Below are 25,527 nucleotides of genomic sequence, written 5' to 3'. Positions count from 1 at the left end.
TGTAAATTTTACTGCTGTCGTGATTGCTTCGGTATAGGTAGACCATTACTGCTGTGGAAGTCTTCCTGTACCTTGTGGGTTAAACGCCGGGAAACTTGACGCACAACTTGCTGCAAAATTCCGTTGCCTGTGCGTTGAATCAACGACTGAGGTAGTTTCATAATCGCCTTGGGAAACCACATGTCAACACTCAGGTCAAGATGCCACTCCACGCGGGTTATCACCGATGGTATGGACTGCCCTTCCAGCTGATGCTCTTCAAAATACTCCCTTGCTGGTACTTCTACTAAGGTCTGAGATGCCTGGAAATCAAGGTCATAGCCTGGACTGACGTAATTGGGTATGGGGATTGTCCGAATCTGATAGGAATTTTCGTCTTGAGGTAACAATTCCAAACCGATTTTTGGCTCTACCCTATAGCCAAATGCCCCAAAGCTACCAATGGTCAAGATATAGCCATTGTCTGTGAGCAGTTCTACTTTCATCGGATGAGCGCAGCGACAAAACCAATCCTGGTGAGTATTTAGATAGGCACTTACTTGCTCAGCTGAAGCATACATCTCCATACAGTCTTGAAAATGACAGTGAAACCGAGTCGGCTCACTACCTGAGTAAGACGCTGATGGAACAATAGAGTCAGTGTCAGCCTTTATAGCAGGAGTATTCAAATCGACCTGTTTTGCCTCAATTGACTGATGGTTAATAAAATGCGATCGCATACATCATCCTCTTCATGTGATTGCCTTGTGACTAGTTCAGAAACTAGTTGAGAGCCTAGTTGAGAAATGTCCATGGGTCGCTCTTGTTGATCCCACTCCTCTGGCTGAGTTAATCAGGAGTCGGACACAAACAAGTTGAGCTATGTAAACAAGTGTAAAGTTTTGGAGCCTGATCTAGCTTGGTGTCTGGTGATGCGAGATCAGTTATTAGATCAGTTATTAGATCACTGACTATAGCGGGTTCTAATTAGATCCACCCACACAGTCTTAGAAGAACACATCACGAAGGAAACTTATACATAAACTTATACAATCGAGAGGTTGGGGTTTACGGAAGCGATGCCTCAGGTGCGACCCGTGATGGCGAACGCGCCCCGCGTGACCTACGGTCAAGGGATTGCTCGCCATCACGGAAAACGCACCATTACGGTCATGGGGGTTATCCCCATAAGCGACTGCATCAAGACAAAAACCAATATGGCGGTTCTCGATTGAATGGCCTAGTTTAATTTTCACTCAGAATAACTGGTAAACTGGCTAAGCTACTAGGTAAATTGTACGGAAATTGCCATGAAAGCATGTGTAGTTGGAGCAACAGGAGAAACAGGAAAGCGGATTGTACAGGAACTGGTTATGCGTGATATTCCTGTAAGGGCTTTAGTGCGAAATTTAGAGTACGCTCAAGAAATATTACCACCAGCAGCAGAATTAGTGGTGGGAGATGTGCTCAAACCCGAGAGTATCAGTGCCGCGATCGCAGATAGTACTGTAGTGCTATGCGCCACTGGTGCTCGCCCTACCTTTGACCCAACCGCACCCTACAAGGTGGATTACGAAGGCACTAAAAATTTAGTAGATGCTGCTAAGCAAAAAGGGGTAGAACACTTTGTATTAGTTTCTTCCCTCTGTGTGTCCCAGTTTTTCCATCCCCTCAACCTATTCTGGCTGATTCTGGTCTGGAAGAAGCAAGCAGAGGAATATATCCAAAAAAGCGGCTTGACCTACACCATTGTGCGACCAGGTGGTCTCAGAAACGAAGACAACTCAGACCCGATTGTCATGTCTGGGGCAGATACTCTATTTGAAGGTAGCATACCTCGGACCAAAGTAGCAGAAGTTTGTGTTGAGGCGCTGTCGGAACCGGAAGCTCGGAATAAAATAGTAGAAGTGGTTAGCTCCGCAGAAGCTGCCGATCACAGCTGGGAACAGCTATTTGCTGACGTAGGTTGAGGGAATGTTGAGCGTTCGCATAGCGTAACGTTCCGTCAATCCCATTTTGTGAACACTATTGTTCACAGTATTAACACTAGTAAGGATTAGTCAACTGAGTGCCTTCATCACCCCGGCAGAAGTACGGAAAGTTAAGAGGATTTCCAAATACTTCCTATAAATTTACACTCAAAGGCTTATTTTACAATATTTCAGCCTTAGCGATAGTGAGCTTATTATTGGGGATTTATCTCAGACATGTGTTTAATAGATGGGCTTACTACCCGGTTGATCGTACGCTATCTGATTATCCTACCAGTATTCATGGCACGCCTCCCTTAGTGATGAGGGGGGGAGATCCTTACATTCGCGCCCTAATGCGTACTATCACCGCTAGCGAAGCTAATGACCCCCAACCCTACACGATTATCTATGGGGGTCAACACGTTTCTGATTTAAGGCGTCATCCTGAAATATGTGTTCCCATAGTCGCTGGTCCTAATGTTGGAAAATGTAGCACAGCAGCGGGACGGTATCAGTTCCTTGATTTTACCTGGAAAGAAAAGGCACAACGCTATCACCCCAGACCCTCAGGCTTTTTGTTTTGGAAGGAGTATAGCTTTGAGGCACACTTCCAGGATGCTGTGGTTCACGATTGGCTCAAGGATAGTAGAGCCTGGGGGATGGATATTCCCAAAGAATTGCGGCAAGGAAATTTAGATAAAGTGTTGCGGCGGTTGTCTGGTACTTGGACAAGTCTAGGTTATGGCATAGAAACCAATAGCATGAGTAAGCACTTGCCAAAGGTTTATCAACGGATGCTTGAGGAAGAACTAAACCGCTAATTCTTAATAGTGGCATGCTTGCAGGAAATTAACAATTTTTTTTTAGCAGTTTTTAATTTTGTCTTGAGAACTGCTATACAGCGGTTTGTACCTCACAAGTCGTAGAATTGCTATAAATAACTATTTAATTAAATTTAACGAGAGTAAAAATTATCGATAATTATTTTTTTATCAGGGCAAAATTGCTTCATGGTTATTCACACATTTTTTAATGAAATCTAGTATTTATACAAGCTAGTTGACTAACAAAATTATCCTTAGCCAAAGATAAATTCAGGGAATAGAATAGGCAAGCTTGTGATGATGAATCCCTAGTCAACACTGACCATAATTCTAGGTATTCTTATCCTGAATTGTATCAGTTAACCAGTATAAGTAGTCAACAGCGATAAATTATTATTTTTTTCATTAAATAAAAATTATGGTAAAAATTCAAGCTGAAAGTTTTGAAAATCTAACGAATTTTGTAACTGATAATAATGACGATGCTGAGGGTGGTTCACTGCTCAGAATACCCTTTGGAATTGGTCCTAATGCCTCCTCTGGTACTGCTAGCACAACCTTTGATTTACCTACTGGTAACTACGAAGTCAGGCTGGGCTACTTTGATGAGACTGATGGGGAGAGTACCATAGATATTACTATTGGCGAGACCGTATTGCCAACATTAACTCTCGATAACCCCCCTGATGGTGCTGGTATTAACCCTGATGCTGATAGTTTCGTCAATGAACAAATTAGCAGTACCGTATTTATCAACAATGGAGACCTGATCACAATTGACGCTACTGCTGATCCCCAGGAATTTGCCCGAATTGACTTCATTGAATTCATTCCACTCGATGACAATCTAATTGCAGTAGATGACACCGCTACTACTCAACAAAATACATCGGTAACCATTGATGTTTTAGAAAATGACACTGATATTGACGGAAACAGCACTCTGACCATTGTCACTGATGCCAGCAATGGTACTGCAGTAGTGGATGACAATGACACTCCTGAAGACTTCACGGATGATTCTGTGATTTACACTCCTGAAGATGGTTTCAGTGGAAATGACAGTTTTACCTATGAGTTAAATAATGGTCTGACTACTCAAACAGCTACTGTTAACATTGACGTTACTGCTGTTGACGAGAACAGTTTAATTGCAGTAGATGATACCGCTACCACTCAACAAAATACAGCGGTAAATATTGAGGTTTTACAAAATGACACTGATGTTGACGGAAACGGCACTGTAACCATTGTCAATGATCCCAGCAATGGTACTGCAGTAGTGAATGACAATGGCACTGCTGAAGACTTCAGTGATGATTTTGTGATTTACACTCCTGAGGATGGCTTCAATGGACCTGACAGTTTTACCTATCAGTTAAGCAATGATCTGCTTACTAGGACTGCTACTGTTAACATTGACGTTACTCCGATTGACGACGTTAATCCTGTTGACGATAACAATCTGATTGCAGTAAATGACACCGCTACTACTCAAGAAAATACAGCGGTAACCATTGATGTTTTAGCAAATGACACTGATATTAACGGAAACAGCACTCTGAGCATTGTCAATGGTCCCAGCAATGGTACTGCAGTAGTGGATGACAATGGCACTGCTGGAGACTCCAGTGATGATTCTGTAATTTACACTCCTAACAATGGCTTTAATGGAGCTGACAGTTTGACCTATGAGTTAAATAATGGTCTAACTACTCAAACTGCTACTGTTGACATTGACGTTACTTCTAACGTTACTCCTGTTGACAATGTTGGTTCTGCGGATATTTTTTGGCGCAATTCCCAGATTGGAAACAATCTTGCCTGGATCATGAATGGCACCAACTTGGATCAGTCAAATCCAATTCAAGCGGAATCAGCTGATAGTCCCTGGGAGATGCGTGGTGCTGGAGACTTCGACGGCGACGGGCAAAAGGATATTCTCTGGCGTAATACTAATACCGGAGATGTGAGCTTCTGGCTAATGGAAGGCTCTCAGTTAAAAAGCACAGCATCTAGCAGCCAGGTATCAGACCTCAACTGGGAAATCCGTGGTACGGGAGATTTCGACAGTGATGGAGAAGAAGATATTCTCTGGCGTAATACCAATACCGGAGAAAATGGGGTTTGGTTGATGAATGGTACGCAGCTGGATCAGGGAGTCACCATTACCAGACAGAGTAATGGTGAGAATTTGCTGGTACCAGAAGATGGTCTATGGGAGATGCAAGGTGCTGGAGATTTAGATAACGATGGTGACGCGGATATTCTGTGGCGTAATACTGAAACCCAAGATGTCTACTACTGGCGGATGGAAGGTACTGAGTACGTAGAGTCAGTGTTGATTGCCTCACTACCAATGAGCGGTGAGTGGGAAGTTCGTGGTACTATGGACTTTGACGATAATGGTTTTGACGATGTCCTGTTGCGTAATGGCACTACCGGACAAAATGAGATCTGGCTGATGGATCAAACGGGGCTGCAGCAGGCAGTAGCCACCCAGTCCTTAACAGGGCAGAGCTGGCAAAGCTATGTCTAAATATGCCAATCTGGTTAATCACTTAGTCTGGTTAATTACTTATTAGTCAATAAGTGAGCATTCAGCATTCAGCAGTCAGCTGAATGCTGATGTGATCCAAAGCCTGATAACTAAAGTGATTAACCGAACTTGATATTAATAACTTGATATTAATACTTTTAACTACTACTTACCAGTAGGAAAAGCACCAGGTCGCACAGTCAATTTGGTATCTCGTTGATTGCGGCGCAACTCTAGGATTAAATCACTGCCTACTTTCGTTTTAGCCACAGACTTCTGAACTTCTGTGGCATCTTTGACTGACTGATCATTGATTTTACGGATCACATCACCCGCACGCAATCCTGCTTTGGCAGCTGGAGAATTAGCTATTACTTTGGCAATCAATACTCCTTGTTCTTCATCAACCATCAACCCAGCATTGGGATTACTGTTGATCTGTTGTTTAACCTCTGGGGTTAAGGTTACCATCTGGATGCCCAAGTAAGGATGTTCTACTTTACCTTCAACAATCAGTTGCTCAGCAATTTCTTCCACCGTATTAATGGGAACGGCAAATCCTAACCCTTGAGCACCCCGAATAATGGCTGTGTTCATGCCAATCACTTCACCAGAGGCATTGAGCAGGGGTCCACCGGAATTACCGGGGTTAATAGCAGCGTCGGTTTGGATAAATTCCACTCGCTTATCCGGAACACCGACTTGAGAGCTAGAACGACCGGTAGCACTAATGATGCCAGTGGTTACAGTACTATCTAAACCAAGGGGATTACCAATTGCGATCGCCCATTCTCCTGGGGTGAGTTGATCAGAATCACCGAGAGCAACGGTAGGTAAGTTTTCTGCTTCAATCTGGATCACGGCTACATCTGTCAAGGGATCGCTTCCCACTACCGTCCCTTTAAGTTGGCGACCATCCTTGAGGATTACATTAACGCTATCCGCATTATCGACTACATGGGCATTGGTGAGAATATAACCATCGGTATCAATAATGAAACCTGAACCAGTACCCTGTTCAACTCGCTCTTGGGGTACATCGGGAAATGGGAACCTAAAAAATTCCCGGAACATCGGGTTTCTAAAAGTATCTGGGACTCTAGTGGCGACGGTTCTAGAAGCGTTAATCCGCACCACTGCTGGTCCAACTTGTTCTACCACATTGGTGATAAAGTTGGGATTTTGAGTGACTACAGGTTTAGTGCCTGGGAGCCTAGCTGTTTTGTTCTGAGGGACAATTGCTTGAGGGGATGTGGATTCGGGAAGAGAGTTACGTAATGCTACATAACCGCCGGAAAAGCCTAACCCTGCTCCCAGTAACAACAGTGACACATAAGTTCCTGCTTTTTTTAAGGGATTACGGGTGGTGTGATTAGATTTGGGGGTTTGATGGTCTACTAGCATAAGATTCTGTTGACAAAAGGGTAGATCGACTCGGACGAAGTGGGATTGATATTGGTTTTAAATCAGTGTCTTGATGCAAAGCGCGAGTGGGGGAAACCCCCGCAGGTCGGTAATGGTGCGTTTTCCGTAGGCGAATTAAATTCGCCACGGGTCGCACCTCTGCATCGCTTCTTGAATGACTGGGCTTTGATTAATTCATGATTTACGCACCAAGATTATTAAATGAAATCGTTGTAATTAGGTTAATAAACTGAGTTAGCGGCGTAAGTCCTATAATTTAATCTAGACATCTTCTGTTAATTTTCTGTGAGAGCAGTGTTTAACTTAGATTAAAATTATTGAGGGTCGGGACCTGAATACCATTGGCAATACAATTAGCAAGGGAAGCCACCCTTCGCTTCGGGGGCTATACCATAGGGCCAACGAGGCAGAAATAGTCCCTATCCAATATGATCATTAGTCTAGCGCATTCCCCTAGTAATAGAGGTTGACAATACTACCAATCTGTGATGGGTTAACCGAACATCCATACACTTCTAAGATGAAATAGTGTCAGCAATGCTACTTATAGTGACTTGGTAAGGGATAATGGGTAATTGGTGATTCGCATGCCTATTACTGAAACTATTACTGATTACCTAGGAATTGTGGCTAAGGGTAACTTCGGAGCATTAAAATTCGGTTCAGGTAAACGAAAAATTTTGGATTTATAGCTTAAATTACTATTTAATAGTAGGCTTAATAAGTGTTAAAAAAGTTTGCAAATTGCTAAACAAATCCATAATCATAAAAGTTTAGTAATTAAGGTATACTATACCTAGCATCTGTTGTTTATCAAAAACTAAAAACTATAAATTGTAAGTTAAACAGATGGTGTTAAACTATGCAGATTCATCGACTTCCAGCCCTTTCTGACAACTATATCTTCTTGTTACACGACCCCAAGCGGAATATTGCTGCTGTTGTTGATCCAGCGGAGGCTAAACCGGTGATACAGCGTCTGAAACAACTGGATGCCGAATTAGTGGCTATTTTCAACACTCACCATCACATGGATCATGTGGGGGGAAATCGACAGTTGATCCAGCAGTTTCCGGATGTCTGTGTATATGGGGGAGCTGAAGACCGGGGTCGGATTCCTGGTCAACAGGTGTTTTTAGAAGAATGCGATCGCGTCGAGTTTGCTGATCGCCTTGGTGAAGTATTATTCGTTCCCGGACACACCAGAGGACATATTGCCTACTACTTTCCCCCAGTAGTCCCTGGTGAAACCGGTGAACTCTTCTGTGGCGACACCCTATTTGCAGGCGGTTGTGGCAGACTATTTGAAGGAACAGCAAGCCAAATGGTAGAATCCCTAGGCAAGCTAAGGGATTTACCAGATAATACACGAGTATGGTGTGCTCATGAGTACACCCTGAAAAATCTCCAATTTGCCCTGAGTGTCGATGGTGAAAACCCAGACTTACAAGGAAGATTTGCCCAAGTCCAAGAGGCGCGTCATCGTAAAGAGGCAACGGTACCCTCCCAGTTAGGGCTTGAAAAGCACACCAATCCATTTTTACGTTGGGAAGACCCTGCCCTACAGTCGGCTGTTAAGGCAAAAGAACCCGTTAAGACATTTGCACGGTTACGGGAGATGAAAAACCGATTCTAAGACTATTGATAAAGCCTTGATCAAGGGACATATTTCCTTGAGAATATGCCCCTTGATTAGTTGGAGTATAATCAAGGTTGACTTAATAACTTTAGTTAATCTAATTGATCAATAGAAAAAAACCATGCTTAGCGAATTGCAACAGAGAAAATTGACCCGGTTGTTTAACCTGTACGATCAGCAAACAAACGGTGTTTTAACCCAAGCCGATTTTGAACGGATTACTGATAACCTTGCTGCCATCAGGGGTTGGACACCGGGCTCGCCATATTATGACAATCTTCTTGCTATTTACATGAGGATTTGGAATGGCGTGCAGAAATTTACCGACCAGAATCAAGACCAGCAAGTCACCTTGGATGAATGGTTGACTTATCACGAAAATGTACTGAGTGACACCGACGGGAATGAAGCAGTAGTCAATGCTAAAGCGGCAGGGATTATTTTCCTATTGGATTCTGATAAAGACGATAAAGTTACTCTGGAAGAATACCGACAGTTTTTTCAGGCTTACGGTATTGACGACAGTCAAATTGAAGAAATTTTTGGACGCTTCGATCAGAACAATGATGGTTACATTGACAAACAAGAGATATTAGATCTAGTTACTGAATTCTATTACAGTCAAGATCCAGAGGCTCCAGGAAACTGGATTTTCGGTTCCTACTGATGATTTAGGTTTGCGTATTGGGGGATATGTTATCCCCGAAATGGTTTAAGAAGTGTGTTAATTGACACTCAGCCGTGAGCCATCAGTATTCAGCAATCAGCCATCAGTACTTAGCAATCAGCAATCAGCAATCAGCACTCAGCACTCAGCACTCAGCAATCAGCAATCAGCCACCAGTTGCGATCGCTTACATATTGTCGTAAGATTGAATGTTTGTCGAAGCATTATCCTTCACTCTAAACTATACCCGAAATTAAACACTATGGTAAAACGTGTACAAGTCGTTTTAAGCAAAGACGTTCAGAAACTTGGAAAAGACGGTGATCTGGTAGAGGTAGCTCCCGGCTATGCTCGCAATTATCTCATTCCCCAAGGAATTGCAGTTAGGGCTACCTCTGGTGTTCTCAAGCAAGTTGAGCGGCGCAGAGAGCAAGAACGGCAGCGTATCCTCGAAATCAAGCGACAAGCTGAGTCGATGAAGACTGCTCTACAAACCATTAGCCGCTTTACTATCTCGAAGCAGTTGGGTGAAGATAATGCTATCTTCGGTACTGTTACCAGCCAAGACTTGGCAGATGCAATCCAAGAGTCTACTGGCAAAGAAATAGACCGCCGAGGTATTACTCTACCTGAGATTAGTCAACTTGGTTTCTATAATGCAGAAATTAAGCTTCATCCAGAAGTTACAGCCACTGTAGAAATTCATGTTGTTCCCAAATAAGTTAATTAATAGTTTGTTTAGTTTGTTGAGAGTTGACTGTTGATTGTATCATCCTGTCAACTCTCAATTAAACAACAGGTGCTTCATTTGTTCAGGTTGTATTAGTCAGCTAATACAACCTGAACTCAATAGACGACTAGTTGACTATGACTCAAAAACCAGATTTTTCAGCGTTTGGAAACTCTATACCACCCCAAAATATTGATGCCGAAGAGTCTATTATCGGAGGCATTTTATTAGACCCGGAAGCCATTGGTCGAATTGGTGATTTCCTGAATCCGAAAGCCTTCTACGTCCGGATTCACCAAACCATTTACGAAGCTGCTTTATTACTTTATAGCCAAGGTAAACCGACGGATTTGATGAGTGTTACTACATGGCTTTATGACAATGACTTATTAGAGAAAGTTGGGGGTCAAGCTAAGTTAGCTCAGTTAGTTGAACAGACGGTTTCAGCGGTCAATATTGACAGGTTCGCTAAGTTAGTGATGGACAAGTACCTGCGCCGTCAGCTAATCGAAGCCGGTAATGAGATTTTTAAGTTGGGTTATGAGACATCATTGGAATTGGAAACAGTCCTTGACCAAGCGGAACAGAAAATTTTCAGTCTCACCCAATTGCGTCCTCAGCAAGGTCTCATCCCGATTTCTGAAACCCTAGTCCAGACCTTCCAAGATATAGAAAATCGGAATCAGGGTATTGATTTGCCTGGTATTCCATCAAACTTCTATGATTTGGATGCCCAAATTGGAGGGTTAAGTCCGTCTGACTTAATTATCATTGCTGGTAGACCATCAATGGGAAAAACTAGCTTAGCGTTAGGAATTGCTCGTAACATAGCTGAAAAATTGCCAGTGGCGATTTTTAGCTTGGAAATGTCAAGAGAACAACTAGTGCAGCGGTTGTTAGCTAGTGAAGCGAAAATTGACAGTAACTTTTTGAGAGCTGGGCGGATTGCTCAAAATCAGTGGGCACCATTGAGCGAGGCAATTGGTGTGTTGTCAGATTTCCCTATTTATATTGATGATACCGCTAACCAGACTGTGATGCAAATGCGATCGCATGCTCGTCGTCTTCAAGCAGCCCAAGGGAGCCAGTTGGGATTAATTTTAATCGATTACTTACAGTTAATGGAAGGCAGTGGTAGTGAAAATCGAGTTCAGGAGTTGTCTCGGATTACTCGCTCTCTTAAAGGATTAGCTCGGGAACTGAAAGTCCCAGTTGTTGCTCTGTCTCAGTTAAGTCGAGCGGTGGAATCTCGCACTAATAAACGACCCATGATGTCGGATTTGAGAGAATCGGGTTCCATTGAGCAGGACTCGGATTTAATCATGATGCTTTATAGAGATTCTTACTATAATCCAGATTCACCAGATGGAGATACCGCAGAAGTCATCATTGTTAAAAATCGTAATGGTCCGACAGGAACGGTGAAACTTATCTTTAAACCTGGGTTAACCAAGTTCCTGAATATGGCCAATCCAAAAGTGTGAACTACCACTTGTAGCTACAACTGTTTTACAAATAGGACACGATTTTGCCCTGAACCATCATAGTTTGGATAGTAGGAAATACTGTTGTATTTGCAATCACTGGATTCGATTTTAAATCCCATCCGCAAATGATAAGCAATCGAATTTGTATTAATCTCAGAGGTAACACATCTTACTCGGATACGACCAAACTTACGAACAGTTTTAAAAAAATGTTCGTATAGGAGACGACCAATACCTTGTTTTCTACATTTAGGATGGACACCTAAAAAATGAATATATGCCTCATCAGAATATGTCTGTGATAGAAAACCAATTAAAAATCCAGTTATTTCTTGATCAGTTTCTGCAATAAAACTTGTTTCACAAAAATGCACAAAAAATAGCTTTGGAAGCATATCACTCATTTTTCGTCCACCCCACCATTCATCTAGAATGGTAATTATTTGTTGGTAATCATCAGGACAAATGTTACGAATATTCATGCTACATCCAAAGTCACCGACCATACTCGATAATCACCAGGTTGCAACTCCTTTCGACAGGATTAACAAATAGTTCAACAAGTTTTCCTCTGTTAACTAAAACTCCCAATTAGCAAGAAGTCACTAACTGGGAGCAAGTATTCAGGTCATCGCTGAATAAGTTAATCAATCACTTTTAATTTACTAGTTAATTCTCAACAATTCCACATCAAAATTCAGCGTAGCATTAGGCGGAATCACCCCACCGGCACCACGGGGACCATAACCTAATTCTGGAGGAATGATAAGCTGACGACGACCACCAACCTTCATCGAAGCAACCCCTTCATCCCAGCCTTTAATCACTTGTCCTATACCGATTTTGAAGGAAAAAGGACTATTGCGATCGCGAGAACTATCGAACTTGCTGCCATCCTCCAGGGTACCAGTGTAGTGAACCACTACCGTTTGTCCCGTCTCAGGACTTGCTCCCTCACCCTCAACTAGGTCAATGTACTTCAAGCCCGACGGTGTTGTAACCGCCTGATCCAAATTGCTTCCGCTTTCTGAACTAGAATCCATAGCTAGATCTTGTTTATCATTAACATCTGGGTTAGCACTGTTAGCTGTTGTCACTACTTCCGGCTGAGTATTGGTAATTTCTCCTGCAGTGGTAGATTTGTTACCCATACCCACTTGAGCCACAACCAAAAGCAACCCAAAGGCTACTATAACGCCTATGCTGATCAGAATTTGTTTCAAAATCTGTTCTCCTAATTGATTATCAACGCCAGAGCTTATTTTCTAAATCCCGCACCTGACGCTCCAGACGGTCAATACGACCTCGCAATTCATCCATTTCTGATTGGCGAGGAACCCCTAAATCCTGCAACATATTGCGCAACTGCCGTTCCATGTTGCTCTCAAAGTTACCCTGCTCTGACTTGATCTGATTCATCAAATCATCCACAAAAGCGGTAGCTTGGTCGGAGTTGATTTTACCATCTTTAACCCATTCATCACTTACCTCTCGCAGTTTTTCGGCAACCATTGAGGTTGTGCCAACCCCAACCAACAATAACTGCTTGAGCCAGTCGTTATTATCCATATTTGTTATCCTGTTATCCTGTTATCCTGTCACTCGGCACTTGATGGGGCTGGGATCAACTAGGCTTTCCTATGATTGGAGAAGTTTCATTGATTCCCAGCCTACAGTTCTATTCTGTGACATCTTTCCTAGAACAGGAGAAGAGGGAGAACAGTCGGAGGAGAACGGAGGAGCTGCAAGAAGGTGCTATGTATAAAGCAACCTAATCTAAAGTAAGCTACTAAAACGCTTTGGTGAATCAGTGGTGATGGTGATGATGGTGCTGTGATGCCTGCACAGCTGCCAACTGGGGATTGATAGATAGAGCATTTTCTGATAGTAGTACCTCAATTTGAGGATTAGCCCACTCCGCTGCCATCTCTAAGAATTCTGGATGATCATTAACACAGGGCATCTCTACGTAGGTAACCTCTGAGTTACGACGTTTTAGACCGTGGACAATGTGATGCACATCTAAGAGGGTTTCGTGATTCTCTGTGGCAAAGCCAATAGGCATAAACACAATCGCCTTAGCCCCTAAGTTAATCAGGTTCTGGGCTGCTAACTCCGTGTGAGGCTGAGTCCACTTAATTAAGGGAGTTTGGTGGTTAAGCCAGCCCACAGAGATTAGGGGATACTTATACATCAACTTTTCCCTTACTGCCTCATACAATGCCTGACTTTCGTCAATCCCAGAGACAAATCCTTTAGCTTCGTGGGGACAGCCATGGTTCATCAGGACAATGCCAATTTGGGAGGGCAGATAGGCTTGAGCTAAATCGGTAGTAATTTTCTGTTCCACCAATCGAGCCGTTAGATTAATGTATTCTGGTTCGTTATAGAAAGACGGGATGTAACGCAATCCGTGAACCCAGTGTTGATCTCCATCCTCTAATTTCCCTAGGGCTTTATTGACTTGTTCCACCGCAATGCCGCTAGTAAAGATGGAATCGACAACTAGCAAGGGATAGATCAGCAGTTTTTGGAACCCTTGCTCCTTAATTTCACTGAGGACTTGTTCTGGCAGAAAGGGAGCGCAGAAGTTAAAAGCTTTGAATACCTTGACCTGATCGCCCCATTTAGCTTGCAGTTGTTTTTCAATACCTGCCCGTTGCTGTTCAAAAATCTTGTTGTGGGGTGAAATAAAGTTGTCATGCTGGTGCCCCCACTCGTGGAAGTCAAACATTGCCAAAATTTTGGCTAAGGGTGGATAGATCCAGGTGGGGACTGGGGCAAATTTGGCAGTGAGCAAGTTTAAGGCTTGTTCGTTGTAGTTGGCGAAGTCTTCGTAGCTTTCGACTTCTCCATAACCCATGAGTAAAACCGCAACTCGTTCGTGACCATGGCTTGGGGAAGGTTTTACTGATTGAGATTTTTCTGGAGTGGCAACCACTTGGTATTCCTACTGGCTAAACGTCGATTGCTGGGGTATCCCTGCCTTGTCTTGGGTGGAGAATGTACCCCTGGCATTTCTTAGGCTAACATCCCCCATGGGGGGATAAATGAGGTACCACAAAGCCATTGAAAGTTCGGTAAAGATACTAATAACAAAATCTCAATTAGGTTATAATAGGATGTCTGGTCTTAATTAAATCTTATTAAATGAGCTGATCAGTTCGAGATTAGCCCGCTAGCCTCTACCAAACGCGCAAGCGTCATGCTTTGGGGGAAGTGAGTGGGGTATTTTTCTACCGATAGCTCAGTTCAGGTTTTGTCTAATAAATTATAATAGACGTAAATTGGGGTGAATTTATGTCTATTGGATAACCAAAGCCGAAAATGCCCTTGGTTATTGACAGTAGACCGAAAACCTTATTGGAATAGAGTAATTAAAATCAGATAAGATCAGAAGCTTGGCGGTGGGGCATCCCGTCAATAGTAAAGCTTGTCGATTACCCGAATGCGGATCGGTTTCCGTAAGGAAATGCCGTGCTTCTGGGGTTGGCGAGAAGCCCGCACCTACCCCCGACCCCCAACAGGTGTGGGAGATGTCACAAGTAGGACAACGCAATGTCGGTGTAAACAGCACAATGCTGACGTGCTTGTACATCAACAGGAGGCATAGTCATTAAAACCAAATCAAACTAGGACAAACAACGCACATGCTCAGTCAGAAAACAAAAACTACAGATATAGGATTCACTCACGAAGATTTTGCTGCCCTTCTGGATAAGTATGATTATCATTTTAGCCCAGGGGATATAGTTCCGGGTACGGTATTCAGTCTAGAGCCGAGGGGCGCTCTGATTGACATTGGTGCGAAAACCGCCGCCTATATTCCGATTCAGGAAATGTCAATAAATCGAGTTGATAATCCTGATGAGGTTTTACAATCCAACGAAACACGGGAATTTTTCATCCTGACCGATGAAAATGAAGATGGACAGTTGACTCTCTCTATCCGTCGCATTGAGTATATGCGAGCGTGGGAGCGAGTGCGCCAATTACAAGCGGAAGATGCTACGGTGCGTTCTCTGGTATTCGCCACTAACCGTGGTGGAGCGTTGGTACGTATTGAAGGGTTGCGCGGTTTTATTCCTGGTTCTCATATTAGCACTCGGGCAGCCAAGGAAGATTTGGTGGCCCAAGAACTGCCCCTAAAATTTCTGGAGGTAGATGAAGACCGTAATCGTCTGGTACTATCCCACCGTCGTGCGTTAGTTGAGCGCAAGATGAACCGCCTAGAAGTTGGAGAGGTGGTGATTGGCTCAGTACGAGGAATCAAACCTTACGGTGCATTCATTGATATTGGCGGGGTCAGCGGATTGCTGCACATTTCGGAAATTTCCCATGATCATATCGATACGCCTCATAGTGTATTTAATGTCAATGATGAACTAAAAGTGATGATCATTGACTTGGATGCTGACCGAGGTCGGATTTCTCTGTCAACAAAACAGTTAGAGCCAGAACCCGGAGATATGATTAACAACCGGGAAGTGGTCTTCGAGAAGGCAGAAGAAATGGCTCAGAAGTACCGGGAGAAAATGCTAGCACAACAGCAAGGTATAACTCCAGAAAGTATGACTCCAGAAGCGGCTGAAACCCAAGAGCCCCAAGAGTCCCAAGAGCCCCAAGAGCCCCAAGAGCCTCAAGATTCCCAAGAGCCTCAAGATTCCCAAGAGCCTCAAGAGCCTCAAAAGCCCCAAGAGCCCGAAGAGTCCCAAGAGCCTCAACAGCTCCAAGAGTCCGAAGAGCCTCAAGATTCCCAAGAGCCCCAAGAGCTCCAAGAGTCCGAAGAGCCTCAAGATTCCCAAGAGTCCGAAGAGCCTCAAGATTCCCAAGAGTCCGAAGAGCCTCAAGAAGAGGCAGTGCCAGAGGGAGAGTTTGTAGCAGCTGCCACGGACGAGTAACAACCAGGTGCAGTAACAAGAATTAGCCGTTAGCTGAGGCTAATGGCTAATCTGTGTTTATGGCCCTGTTCAGGAACAAGAGCAAAGAAATTGGCAGGTGCGAATCTTGACAAACATGCTAGTAGAATGAAGTTGATTACAATAAACAACGGCATAAACCCTTGGTAACCATTCGTTGTGGGAAGGTGACTTTCCCCAATATTGAAGCAGTCATATTTGATAAAGACGGTACCTTAGAGGATTCACAAGTTTATTTAAGAGAACTAGCCTATAAGCGATCGCGTTTAATCGATGCCCAAATCCCTGGTATTGGAGAACCCCTGCTGATGGCCTTTGGTGTCCAAGATGACACCCTTGACCCTACCGGGTTAATGGCAGTGGGTAGCCGTCGGGAAAATGAAATTGCGGCTGCGGCTTATATTGCTGAGACTGGTCGGGGATGGTTAGAGTCATTGGCAATCGCTGGCAGTGCCTTTGTTGAAGCCGAGAAGTACTTGCAAGATGCGGCTGGAACTTCCCCAATGTTTGCCGGTAGTCTGGAAGTCTTTAAATTTCTCTGGGAAGCTGGTTTAAAGCTGGGTATTCTCTCAGCAGACTCTACGGCTGGTGTCAAAGCCTTTGTCCATCGACATCAGCTAGACCCCTATATCCAATTACAGCAGGGTGTGGATTCTGAAATCAGTAAGCCTGATCCCAGGTTGTTCCTACAAGCGTGCCAATCTTTAGGGGTAAAACCTGCTTCTTCCCTAATGGTTGGAGATTCAGCCGGTGATATTGAGATGGCAAAGGGTGCTGGTGCAGCGGGTTGCATTGGTATTTGTTGGGGAAAGCCAGAAGCTTCCCATTTACAGGGAGCTGATATAGCGATCGCGAGCCTGGATGAGATGGAAATTGTTTAACGTCAACTATATTGAATCTGAAAGGGGTGAGAGAAGTGTTATTTTCAAGTTTTAAGTTTCAATAAGCACAACTCCCGCAGCCTCGGTGCGATCGCATCAATTGGTAAAACCTCTTTGGCTGCTCCGAGAGCGATCGCTTGTTTAGGCATGCCAAACACCAAGGAAGTCGCTTCATCTTGAGCGATGGTCAAGCCACCAACCTCAGCGATCGTCTCCATACCAGTCGCTCCATCTCTACCCATACCCGTCAACAATATGCCCACTGTAGCTTTGCGATAAAACTTGGCTACAGACTCAAATGTTACAGTTACGGAAGGGCGATGTCCTTCCACTGGCTCTGAATCAGAACAGATAAATCGACCCATAGGATCCAATTCTAAATGCTGCTGTTCTGGTGCGAAATAAATTCTTCTTGGTTGTGGCATATCTCCTGGTTGAGCAATCTGAACTGGCAACGAACAATTACTAGCTAACCAATCGATGAATCCCTGCAAAAAACCAATACTAATGTGTTGGACGCAAATTACTGGTAAAGGAAAATCCGACGGTAGCTGAGTGAATACCTCGTTTAGGGCTTGGGGTCCACCTGTAGATGCACCAATCACAACTATTTTTGGTTTAGAAGAGTAATTAGAAGAGAAAGCAGCAGGATTTGCTGTGTGTGATACTCCACCAATTTGATTCTGATTGGTGCTGTAGTCCATTTCCGGAAGTTTTCCTTTCCCAGAACTCCCCTGCTTTTGTTTACCTAGTATAGAGTTTCGGTTTTTTTTAAAGACCTTGACCCCAGACAGAATTTTAATCTTATTGATCAACTGCTGCTGGAGCAACTGATTATCCCTTGCCATTGCTGCCGACGGCTTAGGAAAAATATCCACCGCTCCTGCATCTAAAAGCTTAAAAATCTGATCAGTATTCTCTTGCTGCACCGAAACACTAATCACCAGAATCGGTCTAGGATAGAGCGCCATAACTTCAGATGTCAACTCCAGACCATTCATCTGGGGCATATGGAGGTCTGTACAAATGACATCTGGTTGAACTTTGGGAATTAAGTTCAAAGCTTCTAAGCCAGTTCCAGCTTCTCCCACCACTTCAATCTGCTCTGATGAATTCAGAATCCTTTTCAGGACTACTAGAGCAATCGGTGAATCTTCAACTAATAAAACTCGAATAGTCATTGATTATTTAATAATTTTCAATTTTTGATTTTTAATTTTATTTTAAGTTTTTTACGATCTTAATTATTAACCTGAAATAGTCAACTTTAAAGCTTAACTATCAAACAAGTCTTTGCAACGTTTCTATGAGAAATTCTTGATTAAAATTACCTTTGGTTATATAGGCATTAGCCCCCGCTTCTGCACCTTTTTTCTTATGTTCATCAGAAGCCAAAGATGTTACCAAAATTATTGGTAATTCGTTATACTCTTGATGCTGACGAATTCTGGCAGTTAGGGAAAATCCGTCTAGATTGGGCATTTCCACATCAGATATTACGGCATCAAAGTTACGAGTTTTTAATTTGTTATAGCCATCTAATCCATCTACAGCTGTCACTACTTCATACCCAGCCCTTTCTAGTATCCGTTTTTCTTGGGTGCGAACGGTAATCGAGTCATCTACTAAAAGAATTACTGGCGTGCTTTCAACGATTTCCCTTAGTTTGGTTGAGACTGTGGATGTGGTTGGCTGATAGGATTGCAATGATGTGAGCAAATCTGGAGGGTTAAGAATCATGCAAACGTCCCCTGTACCGAGAATAGTTGCTCCACTGACATTACGCACCCGCTTTAATAACTGACTCTGAGGTTTGATCACCACCTCTTGAGTATCCAAGAGGTCATCGATAAACAATCCGAATTGTTCGTCGGCAACCATTAGCAGGATACATGGTCGCAGATCCCTTTTTTTTGGCTTAACTTTGGCGATAGAGGTATAAGCAATAGAGTTAGACAACTCCAGCAAATCAGCTAGGTTCGCTACAGCAATAGCTTGACCGTCTAAGGCGATGGTTTCTCGACCTTCAATGGTAAATATTTGCTCCCGGGAAACTAGTAAAGTTGTTTCCACAAACTCAATCGGTAGCCCATGGATAATCCCTTGAACATCTACCAGCAGTACATTAGCAGTTGACAGGGTTGTGCGTAGCTGGAGGCGAAAGGTACATCCAAGACCAGGAGTTGATTCGATCTCGATATTGCCGTTAAGCTGCTCAACCTTGGTGCGTAGAACATCTAAGCCGATTCCTCTGCCAGAAATTTCTGTAATAAATCTCCGGGTTGAAAAGCCAGGAGCTAAGATCAGGGCGTGAATCTGTCTGGGAGTCATTAGTTCCAGTTCTTCGTTTGTGCAGAGTCCACGCTGGACAGCAGTTTGCTTAATTTTCTCGATATCTAATCCTCGTCCATCATCTACTACTTCAATAACAATGGTGTTGGTTCTTTGGTAGCCCCTCAACCAAATTGTGGCCGCACCAGACTTGCCAAGTCTTTCTCGTTCAGTGGTAGTCTCAATGCCATGGTCGATGGCGTTGCGAACCATGTGCATCAAGGGGTCTTTGATTTGTTCCAGGATGCGTTTGTCAGCAGTGGTTTCTCCTCCTTCGATAATTAATTCGACCTCTTTTGATTGTTGTCTGGCTAAATCCCTTACCATACGGGGAAATAACTGAAACACAGTGAAGAGGGGGAGAAGCCGGAGGGTGCGAATTTTTTCGTCTAATTCCCCAGCAATGATGTCTAGTCTTGTAGTGTTTTCTTCAGCTATGCTTCTTAGAGAGTTAATCTTTTGTTCTAGGCGTTGTACATACGAATTGGTGCCTATTGATGAAGAATCCAGGTATTGCCCTTGGTAATGAAAGGCTTTCCACTCTTCCCATAGGGTTGCCACTTCCTCAATTTCAGCCATAGCATGAGCCATGCCAATTTTGGTGACTGTTAGTTCCCCGGTTTGTGTTATTAAGGCATCAAGATAGGAGGTTGGAACGCGAATGGTGTCAATCCGGTAGGGTTCACTAGGATTCGATGAAACCTCTTGAGTGACTGTTAAAGGAGTGTTGTTAGGAAGCAATGGTACAGTCGGTAATAGTGGGGACTCCTCAATAGTTGCTTCACTTGGTTCACATTGAGCGACTTGAGGGGGTGAGTCATCAGGGGGTGAGTAATGGTCTTGACCTATATCTGGAACTGCTGTGATCAAGTGCTCAAGTATCTCGGCGGTATCAACCCCACTGATAGAACCAGTAACTGCTTCGTATACTAAGAGGCGGATGGCATCTATGGCTTGATAAATGCGATCGCTAACCTGTGGGCTGAAAACGGTCTGTTCACATTTGATGCTGTCGAGAATATTTTCCACACCATGGGCGAGGGTTTCTACATTCTCTATCCCCGCTATTTTGGAGTCTCCTTTGAGGCTTTGGGCTTCCCACAGCAACTTGTCCAAGGTAGCGTTGTCCTGTGGGTACTTTTCTAAATGCAGTAAACCGACTTCCAGTTTCTCCAAACGTTCTTCGCTACTAATTTTATAAATATCTCGCAAGTCTTCATCTTCTATAACAGTTGGTGCCAGTTGGGAAACATTGCCATTTTGTAGAACAGTTTCTTGGTCTGGCTGCAATGGCTGTGAAACTGTTGCCATCAAGTAGTCAAGCATCTCGGCTGTATCAACACCACTTGCGCAACCAGTAACTGCTTCATATACCAGCAGACCCATAGCATCTATGGCTTGATAAAGGCGATCGCTAACCTGTGGGGTTAAAACGATTTGTTTACGTTTGATGCTGCCGAGAATGTCTTCTACACCATGGGTGAGGGTTTCTAAATTCTCTATCCCCGCTATTCTGGAGTCTCCTTTGAGGCTGTGGGCTTCCCGCAGCAACTGTTCCAAAGTAGCGTTGTCCTGTGGGTACTTTTCTAAATGCAGCAAACCAATTTCCAATTTCTGCAAACGTTCTTCGCTGGTAATTTTATAAATATTTCTTAGTTCTTCGTCTTCTATCATGGTTAGTCATTTGTTGAAATATACAAAAGAATATTACCGATGAATTGTTGTCAAAGGGAACAGGGAACAGGGAACAGGGAACAGGGAACAGGGAACAGGGAACAGGGAACAAAATTTTTGTTAATTACTATTTAATTTTAAAGGATTAAAAATTCACACTCTACCTTTTGGTATCAAGAATAATTAACCTGATTAGGGATAAAAAACATAAATTAAATAACCAGATAAAATTTAACTATTTTTACCTTTATTGCTTTGATATATTACCCCATTACAAAACAAATAAATATCGTAATTTATCCCAATCAATTGTATAGCAATACTAAATGAATTGTGATAATTTTGTTCCCTACTCCCTGTTGCCTGTTGCCTGTTGCCTGTTGCCTGTTGCCTATTCCCTATTCCCTATTCCCTATTCCCTACTCCCTATTCCCTATTCCCTATTCCCTATTCCCTGTTACCTACCTTGACAGATAAAGGTTAAACTTGGTGCAATATCTGAGTTTAACCTTTACTAAACCATGCGCTTGAGATCTACAGCAGCTTGCTTAAGTTGCTCAGTACCCACTCTACTTTGAGTGATGCCAATAACAGTTTCTTTTGCCCCCTTGTTAACAGTGCTCATTGCTTGGAGGACTTGTTGAATGCCATCGACTTGCTGCTTGAGATTCAGAGAAATTTGTTGATTGTTTAACACCACATTGTTGACCGCATCTGCTACCCCAGTGAAGGCTTCAGCTGTTTTTTGAGCGATTTGCACTCCTGTCTTTACTGTCTTAGTTCCTTCATCCGTCACCATTACCGTTGAATTAATCTCGTTCTGGATTTGAGAAACTAAAACATTAATCTTTTGGGCAGATTGTTTACTCTGGTCTGCTAATTTACGAATTTCTGCAGCAACCACTGCAAAGCCTTTACCATGCTCTCCCGCACGCACCGCTTCTACTGATGCATTCAGTGCCAACATATTAGTTTGGTTTGCCAATTCAGAAACCAGCTCGGAGATGTCACCAATTCGATTGGTTTGCTTGCTCAGACGCATACTCTGTTTAGCGATCGCATCCACCTTTTCTTCTAAGGTAGACATGCCTTCGAGGGTTTCCCCCACCGCTTGGGTACCGTTCTCGGTTAGTTGAAGTGCCTGCTGTGCAGCAATAGCGGCAGCATCCGCTTGCTCAGCGGACTGTCGGCAAGACGCTTCCAGCTCATCCATGGTGATGGTGGTTTCATTAACCGAGGCAGCTTGTTGACCAGCAATGCGTTCTTGCTGTTCTAGGGTAGAAAACATTTCCTGACTAGAGGTGGAGATACCATTAACCAGTTGCTTAATCAGATTCACCAGTTGGCGTAACCTGACCATTGCCAGTGGCAGCACCGCCCCTAGAGAAACGAAAATAATTAGGCTGGCCAGGATTTTAAAGGAGTTGACAGAGGCAAAAACTTTTCCCTTAGGAACATGATCGATAATGAATAAGGGTTGCTGCTGCTGGGCATTTGGAACAACTTTATAGTAACTGATCAGCTTATTAGTTCCTTGGTCAATCAGTCCCTGTTCACCCCTGAGAATTTGCTGGGCAATGTGTTTCGGATAATCGTTTGTCAATTTCTCATCCGTGTTGAGTTCAAAGCCCCATTCCTTTTTGGGGTTGGGATGAGAGAGGTAGTAGCCATCTTGATTGACCAGAAATGCCTCTTCTCCCTTGATGGCTAAGTCTGCATCTCGAATAAATTCTATGACTTGCTCGGCAAATACATTAGCAATCACAATTCCTCTTCTTACCCCAGCTGAATCAAAAATCGGTGTAGCGTACCGAATCACTGGTGTATAAGGCTGTTTAATCACACCACCTTCCCGATGCAGTTCTACGGGGGAGACATAGATACTGCCAGCAGACAACTTAATTGTCTCAGTAAAAAATGAACTATTTGCTTTATTTTGTAGCTGGGCTTTGGGGATAACTTGGATTTTAGTGCCGTCCGAATCGACTCGCACCATTTCATTACCTTTCTCGTCTAAATACTTCAGCTTCATATAATAAGGTTTGGCTTCCACCATCACAGCAAAGATGGTCTCCAATCGCTTAACCCAAGTGTCGTAGGAAGAGTTACCTTGCTTATCTAATCCACCACCAGCTTTAGCTCGGATTATCCCTTGAATCGGTGGAACTTTGCTCAAGAACAAAACATCATCATTGATAGAATTTAAAAATGCCACGATATTTTTAGCTTGGTCATTCACCTCTTCCTCTAGCTCACTTTTCGCTAAGTTAGATAAGGCATTTGTAGAGGAAGAAATACTATACCATCCCACAACAGAGAGGGGAATAACACTACTTAAAAACAGCAGGAGCAGTATTTGATTCTGAAGTTTGCTGAAAAAATTTTTGGTAGATTTGGCAAACATAGCGGGTTACCTACAATTAGAGAATGCACAATAGAAAAGCCATTCCTCTTTAAGAGATGGGATCAGAAGCGAGGAAATTGATTGATTTAGCAATCTGTTGAGGCTACACTCATAGAATTCCCAACAAATATTGCTAAAGTAACAATGTCTATTGTTTTTTGCAGGTTCAGTAGTCAGCTATAAGTAATCAACTATTTTTAGCTATGATTAACGGTGTCACACTTGGGTCTCGTACAGAAAAACGCGACTAAGGCTTGACTCTGTTACTGACTCTCTTTATCGATCAGGGGTTGGATTACATTAGCTGACAGCTGTTCGCGCAGCGTGCGCGTAGCGCATTACCTTACTACTGGATCGGTTTCACGACATGAGTAAGACCACTAAATAAGGTGAGATTCTCACTCATCATTTGTGCTGTATTCTCGCTGTTAAATTGGTGTGCCTCTGTGCAATTTTCTGTGTATTGTGTATCGCCAGCTTTCACAGCCGCCACATATTTCTGATCTGTAACGTTGTAGACTACATACTTGACCATTTTTCTCAGACCCTGAATTTTGTTATTTTCAACGGAGCGACATTGACATACTTGTCACTCCACTACAGTTAGCTGTGATACAAAATCCGGCTTAAAAACCCTTTTTATAACTCAGTCCTTGATCAGCGAACGAAAGTTTGTATAGGGGCAACTTCTTTATAGTCTGGGTGCTTAGGGGGGAAATCATGGGCGGATTCGGTGTCAATAGCTACAAATAAGTACATAACGCTGAATGATGAACAAGAGATAATCACTGATGATTCATAATTCTTAATCTTTTTTGAATTGGAAGCTGTTAGTTGGGGGTAAATTCCTGGGAACTATAGATATGTAACTCCTGATATTTATCCCTTAAACAGTACAGTCAACCCGTAAAAATGATACTAATAAAACTGATTGAAGAATTAGAAAAATTAGGTAAACAGAGAACTATTGGAGAGCTAACTCTAAGCAACCATAGCATCGTTTGGAAAGTTTACCTTGTCTATGGTCAATTGCTCTATGCCACCGATGGCGTTCATCCTGTGAGGCGCTTTTACAGAGCTTTAAAGTCCCATTGCCCTAACTATGTTGTTGAACTCGACGAGAAGTCGGACTATCAGCCCTGGGAATATCAGGTTCTAGAGCAAGGAATTAACCAAAAGCAACTTAGCCTCATCCAAGCAAAGTTAATGATTCGTAGCATTGTCCAAGAATGTTTTTTTGAACTAAGTGGCTACACAGATTTAAAAAATAACTGGCAACCGAGTCAAGAAAAAACATCGACTCTTGGCATGGGCTTAGCCTTGTCTTCCAGGGAAATCCAAACTGTTCTCGCTCAAGCAAACCAGAATTACCAAGAATGGCTTGCTGCTGATTTTGGTCACCTCAGCCCCAATCTCTCACCAGTTTTGAAACCTGGAACAGATCCTAAATTGCTCCCAGGTTTGAACAAGTATCTCAATGGTAACTTAACCCTGTGGGATATTGCCTGGGAGGAAAAAACATCGGTGACAGAGGTGACTCGCTTTTTGCTGCCTTTGGTTGAGAAGAGTATGGTGGAATTCCAAAGAATTCCAGATTTAGCACTACCACCAGTTAAAGCCCCTGTCAATCCACCAGTCAAAGCCCCTGTCAACCCACCAGTTATAACAACGCCACCCCCATCAGAAACTCAGCCGACCAAATCTGCCAAGAAACAGCCTTTAATCGCCTGTATTGATGATAGTCCTGTGTTGGCTCACAGTTTAAAAACAATCTTGATACCAGCCGGTTATCAAATGTTGAGCATTGAAGAACCGATGCGAGGTTTCTCCCAACTGATTGAACACAAACCTGATTTAATTTTGCTAGACCTGAATATGCCAAATGCAAATGGCTATAGTGTCTGTAAATTTTTGCGAGAATCCCCAGTTTTCAATAAGACTCCGATTATTATCCTGACAGCTCAGAATACCACTATTGACCGCGCCCGGGCTAGACTAGTCGGCGCAACTGATTTTTTAGGTAAGCCCCCAGATTCCGAAGAATTGCTACAAATC

At 43.2% G+C, this 25,527-nt stretch carries 20 protein-coding genes; 11 read left to right on the top strand and 9 right to left on the bottom strand.

Going from position 1 to position 25,527, the window contains the following annotated elements; genetic code table 11:
- Positions 1 to 8 precede the first annotated feature (8 nt).
- Positions 9 to 719, bottom strand: a complete 711-nt coding sequence (locus AC4II3_RS13405; protein WP_488012363.1) for a DUF1997 domain-containing protein — start codon at positions 717 to 719, stop codon at positions 9 to 11.
- Between the two features lie 570 nt (positions 720 to 1,289).
- On the opposite strand from AC4II3_RS13405, the gene AC4II3_RS13400 reads away from it, so the two are divergent.
- The 3 genes from AC4II3_RS13400 (at position 1,290) to AC4II3_RS13390 (ending at position 5,315) form a co-directional block, all read left to right on the top strand.
- Positions 1,290 to 1,949 (top strand): SDR family oxidoreductase, encoded by a 660-nt coding sequence (locus AC4II3_RS13400; RefSeq protein ID WP_488012364.1) that lies wholly within the window; start codon positions 1,290 to 1,292, stop codon positions 1,947 to 1,949.
- Positions 1,950 to 2,137: 188 nt separating this feature from the next.
- Positions 2,138 to 2,773, top strand: a complete 636-nt coding sequence (locus tag AC4II3_RS13395; RefSeq protein ID WP_488012370.1) for a glycoside hydrolase family 24 protein — start codon at positions 2,138 to 2,140, stop codon at positions 2,771 to 2,773.
- 421 nt (positions 2,774 to 3,194) lie between these two features.
- Positions 3,195 to 5,315, top strand: a complete 2,121-nt coding sequence (locus tag AC4II3_RS13390) for an Ig-like domain-containing protein (RefSeq protein ID WP_488012366.1) — start codon at positions 3,195 to 3,197, stop codon at positions 5,313 to 5,315.
- Positions 5,316 to 5,480: 165 nt separating this feature from the next.
- Here the strand turns inward: AC4II3_RS13390 and AC4II3_RS13385 are convergent, their stop codons facing one another.
- Positions 5,481 to 6,719, bottom strand: coding sequence for an HhoA/HhoB/HtrA family serine endopeptidase (locus AC4II3_RS13385; protein WP_488012368.1), 1,239 nt, complete (start codon positions 6,717 to 6,719; stop codon positions 5,481 to 5,483).
- A gap of 883 nt (positions 6,720 to 7,602) precedes the next feature.
- Between AC4II3_RS13385 and gloB the strand changes: the two genes are divergently transcribed.
- The 4 genes from gloB (at position 7,603) to dnaB (ending at position 11,260) form a co-directional block, all read left to right on the top strand.
- Positions 7,603 to 8,376, top strand: coding sequence for a hydroxyacylglutathione hydrolase (gloB, locus tag AC4II3_RS13380; protein ID WP_488029126.1), 774 nt, complete (start codon positions 7,603 to 7,605; stop codon positions 8,374 to 8,376).
- A 124-nt stretch (positions 8,377 to 8,500) separates the two neighbouring features.
- Positions 8,501 to 9,046 carry an EF-hand domain-containing protein gene (locus tag AC4II3_RS13375; RefSeq protein WP_488012983.1) on the top strand — a complete coding sequence of 182 codons (546 nt, stop codon included), beginning with the start codon at positions 8,501 to 8,503 and terminating at the stop codon, positions 9,044 to 9,046.
- 262 nt (positions 9,047 to 9,308) lie between these two features.
- A complete protein-coding gene (gene rplI / locus AC4II3_RS13370) occupies positions 9,309 to 9,767 on the top strand; it encodes a 50S ribosomal protein L9 (protein WP_488012987.1) in 459 nt (152 codons plus the stop codon).
- Positions 9,768 to 9,913: 146 nt separating this feature from the next.
- The gene (gene dnaB, locus AC4II3_RS13365; protein ID WP_488012981.1) at positions 9,914 to 11,260 is read left to right on the top strand and encodes a replicative DNA helicase; all 1,347 of its coding nucleotides are present in this window, start codon (positions 9,914 to 9,916) and stop codon (positions 11,258 to 11,260) included.
- 14 nt (positions 11,261 to 11,274) lie between these two features.
- On the opposite strand, the gene AC4II3_RS13360 is transcribed toward dnaB, so the two are convergent.
- The 4 genes from AC4II3_RS13360 to AC4II3_RS13345 form a co-directional block, all read right to left on the bottom strand.
- Positions 11,275 to 11,745: a GNAT family N-acetyltransferase gene (locus tag AC4II3_RS13360; RefSeq protein ID WP_488012979.1), complete on the bottom strand. Its 471-nt coding sequence runs from the start codon at positions 11,743 to 11,745 to the stop codon at positions 11,275 to 11,277.
- Positions 11,746 to 11,928: 183 nt separating this feature from the next.
- Positions 11,929 to 12,486, bottom strand: coding sequence for an FKBP-type peptidyl-prolyl cis-trans isomerase (locus tag AC4II3_RS13355; RefSeq protein WP_488012977.1), 558 nt, complete (start codon positions 12,484 to 12,486; stop codon positions 11,929 to 11,931).
- Positions 12,487 to 12,508: 22 nt separating this feature from the next.
- Positions 12,509 to 12,832, bottom strand: a complete 324-nt coding sequence (locus tag AC4II3_RS13350) for a phasin family protein (protein WP_008180024.1) — start codon at positions 12,830 to 12,832, stop codon at positions 12,509 to 12,511.
- Positions 12,833 to 13,070: 238 nt separating this feature from the next.
- On the bottom strand, positions 13,071 to 14,204 hold the full coding sequence (locus AC4II3_RS13345) for a ferrochelatase (RefSeq protein WP_488012975.1): 1,134 nt from the start codon (positions 14,202 to 14,204) through the stop codon (positions 13,071 to 13,073).
- Positions 14,205 to 14,913: 709 nt separating this feature from the next.
- On the opposite strand from AC4II3_RS13345, the gene AC4II3_RS13340 reads away from it, so the two are divergent.
- Together AC4II3_RS13340 and AC4II3_RS13335 are read left to right on the top strand one after the other, a co-directional pair.
- Positions 14,914 to 16,164 carry a 30S ribosomal protein S1 gene (locus tag AC4II3_RS13340; protein ID WP_488012973.1) on the top strand — a complete coding sequence of 417 codons (1,251 nt, stop codon included), beginning with the start codon at positions 14,914 to 14,916 and terminating at the stop codon, positions 16,162 to 16,164.
- Between the two features lie 161 nt (positions 16,165 to 16,325).
- Positions 16,326 to 17,063: an HAD family hydrolase gene (locus AC4II3_RS13335; protein ID WP_488012971.1), complete on the top strand. Its 738-nt coding sequence runs from the start codon at positions 16,326 to 16,328 to the stop codon at positions 17,061 to 17,063.
- A gap of 44 nt (positions 17,064 to 17,107) precedes the next feature.
- Here the strand turns inward: AC4II3_RS13335 and cheB are convergent, their stop codons facing one another.
- Both cheB and AC4II3_RS13325 read right to left on the bottom strand, forming a co-directional pair.
- On the bottom strand, positions 17,108 to 18,244 hold the full coding sequence (cheB, locus tag AC4II3_RS13330; RefSeq protein WP_488012969.1) for a chemotaxis-specific protein-glutamate methyltransferase CheB: 1,137 nt from the start codon (positions 18,242 to 18,244) through the stop codon (positions 17,108 to 17,110).
- A gap of 100 nt (positions 18,245 to 18,344) precedes the next feature.
- A complete protein-coding gene (locus tag AC4II3_RS13325) occupies positions 18,345 to 21,068 on the bottom strand; it encodes a hybrid sensor histidine kinase/response regulator (protein ID WP_488012967.1) in 2,724 nt (907 codons plus the stop codon).
- 326 nt (positions 21,069 to 21,394) lie between these two features.
- Here AC4II3_RS13325 and AC4II3_RS13320 point away from each other — a divergent pair, with 326 nt between their 5' ends.
- Positions 21,395 to 21,538 carry a hypothetical protein gene (locus tag AC4II3_RS13320; protein WP_488016128.1) on the top strand — a complete coding sequence of 48 codons (144 nt, stop codon included), beginning with the start codon at positions 21,395 to 21,397 and terminating at the stop codon, positions 21,536 to 21,538.
- 44 nt (positions 21,539 to 21,582) lie between these two features.
- Here AC4II3_RS13320 and AC4II3_RS13315 read toward each other — a convergent pair whose 3' ends face one another.
- Positions 21,583 to 23,472, bottom strand: coding sequence for a methyl-accepting chemotaxis protein (locus AC4II3_RS13315; protein ID WP_488016130.1), 1,890 nt, complete (start codon positions 23,470 to 23,472; stop codon positions 21,583 to 21,585).
- A gap of 912 nt (positions 23,473 to 24,384) precedes the next feature.
- Here AC4II3_RS13315 and AC4II3_RS13310 point away from each other — a divergent pair.
- Positions 24,385 to 25,527: response regulator (locus AC4II3_RS13310; protein WP_490722826.1), on the top strand; the 1,143-nt coding region annotated here is incomplete at its 3' end.

The sequence above is a fragment of the Moorena sp. genome (assembly GCF_982860115.1).
The sequence above is the reverse complement of the archived record's forward strand: the minus strand, read 5'-3'. Positions and strand labels throughout refer to the sequence as shown.

Coding starts and splice junctions, on each gene's coding strand:
- AC4II3_RS13320 (WP_488016128.1), top strand. CDS start 21,395: ATGAATTGTGATAATTTTGTTCCCTACTCCCTGTTGCCTGTTGCCTGT.
- AC4II3_RS13390 (WP_488012366.1), top strand. CDS start 3,195: ATGGTAAAAATTCAAGCTGAAAGTTTTGAAAATCTAACGAATTTTGTA.
- AC4II3_RS13315 (WP_488016130.1), bottom strand. CDS start 23,472: ATGTTTGCCAAATCTACCAAAAATTTTTTCAGCAAACTTCAGAATCAA.
- AC4II3_RS13375 (WP_488012983.1), top strand. CDS start 8,501: ATGCTTAGCGAATTGCAACAGAGAAAATTGACCCGGTTGTTTAACCTG.
- cheB (WP_488012969.1), bottom strand. CDS start 18,244: ATGACTATTCGAGTTTTATTAGTTGAAGATTCACCGATTGCTCTAGTA.
- gloB (WP_488029126.1), top strand. CDS start 7,603: ATGCAGATTCATCGACTTCCAGCCCTTTCTGACAACTATATCTTCTTG.
- AC4II3_RS13385 (WP_488012368.1), bottom strand. CDS start 6,719: ATGCTAGTAGACCATCAAACCCCCAAATCTAATCACACCACCCGTAAT.
- AC4II3_RS13360 (WP_488012979.1), bottom strand. CDS start 11,745: ATGAATATTCGTAACATTTGTCCTGATGATTACCAACAAATAATTACC.
- rplI (WP_488012987.1), top strand. CDS start 9,309: ATGGTAAAACGTGTACAAGTCGTTTTAAGCAAAGACGTTCAGAAACTT.
- AC4II3_RS13400 (WP_488012364.1), top strand. CDS start 1,290: ATGAAAGCATGTGTAGTTGGAGCAACAGGAGAAACAGGAAAGCGGATT.
- dnaB (WP_488012981.1), top strand. CDS start 9,914: ATGACTCAAAAACCAGATTTTTCAGCGTTTGGAAACTCTATACCACCC.
- AC4II3_RS13350 (WP_008180024.1), bottom strand. CDS start 12,832: ATGGATAATAACGACTGGCTCAAGCAGTTATTGTTGGTTGGGGTTGGC.
- AC4II3_RS13340 (WP_488012973.1), top strand. CDS start 14,914: ATGCTCAGTCAGAAAACAAAAACTACAGATATAGGATTCACTCACGAA.
- AC4II3_RS13405 (WP_488012363.1), bottom strand. CDS start 719: ATGCGATCGCATTTTATTAACCATCAGTCAATTGAGGCAAAACAGGTC.
- AC4II3_RS13325 (WP_488012967.1), bottom strand. CDS start 21,068: ATGATAGAAGACGAAGAACTAAGAAATATTTATAAAATTACCAGCGAA.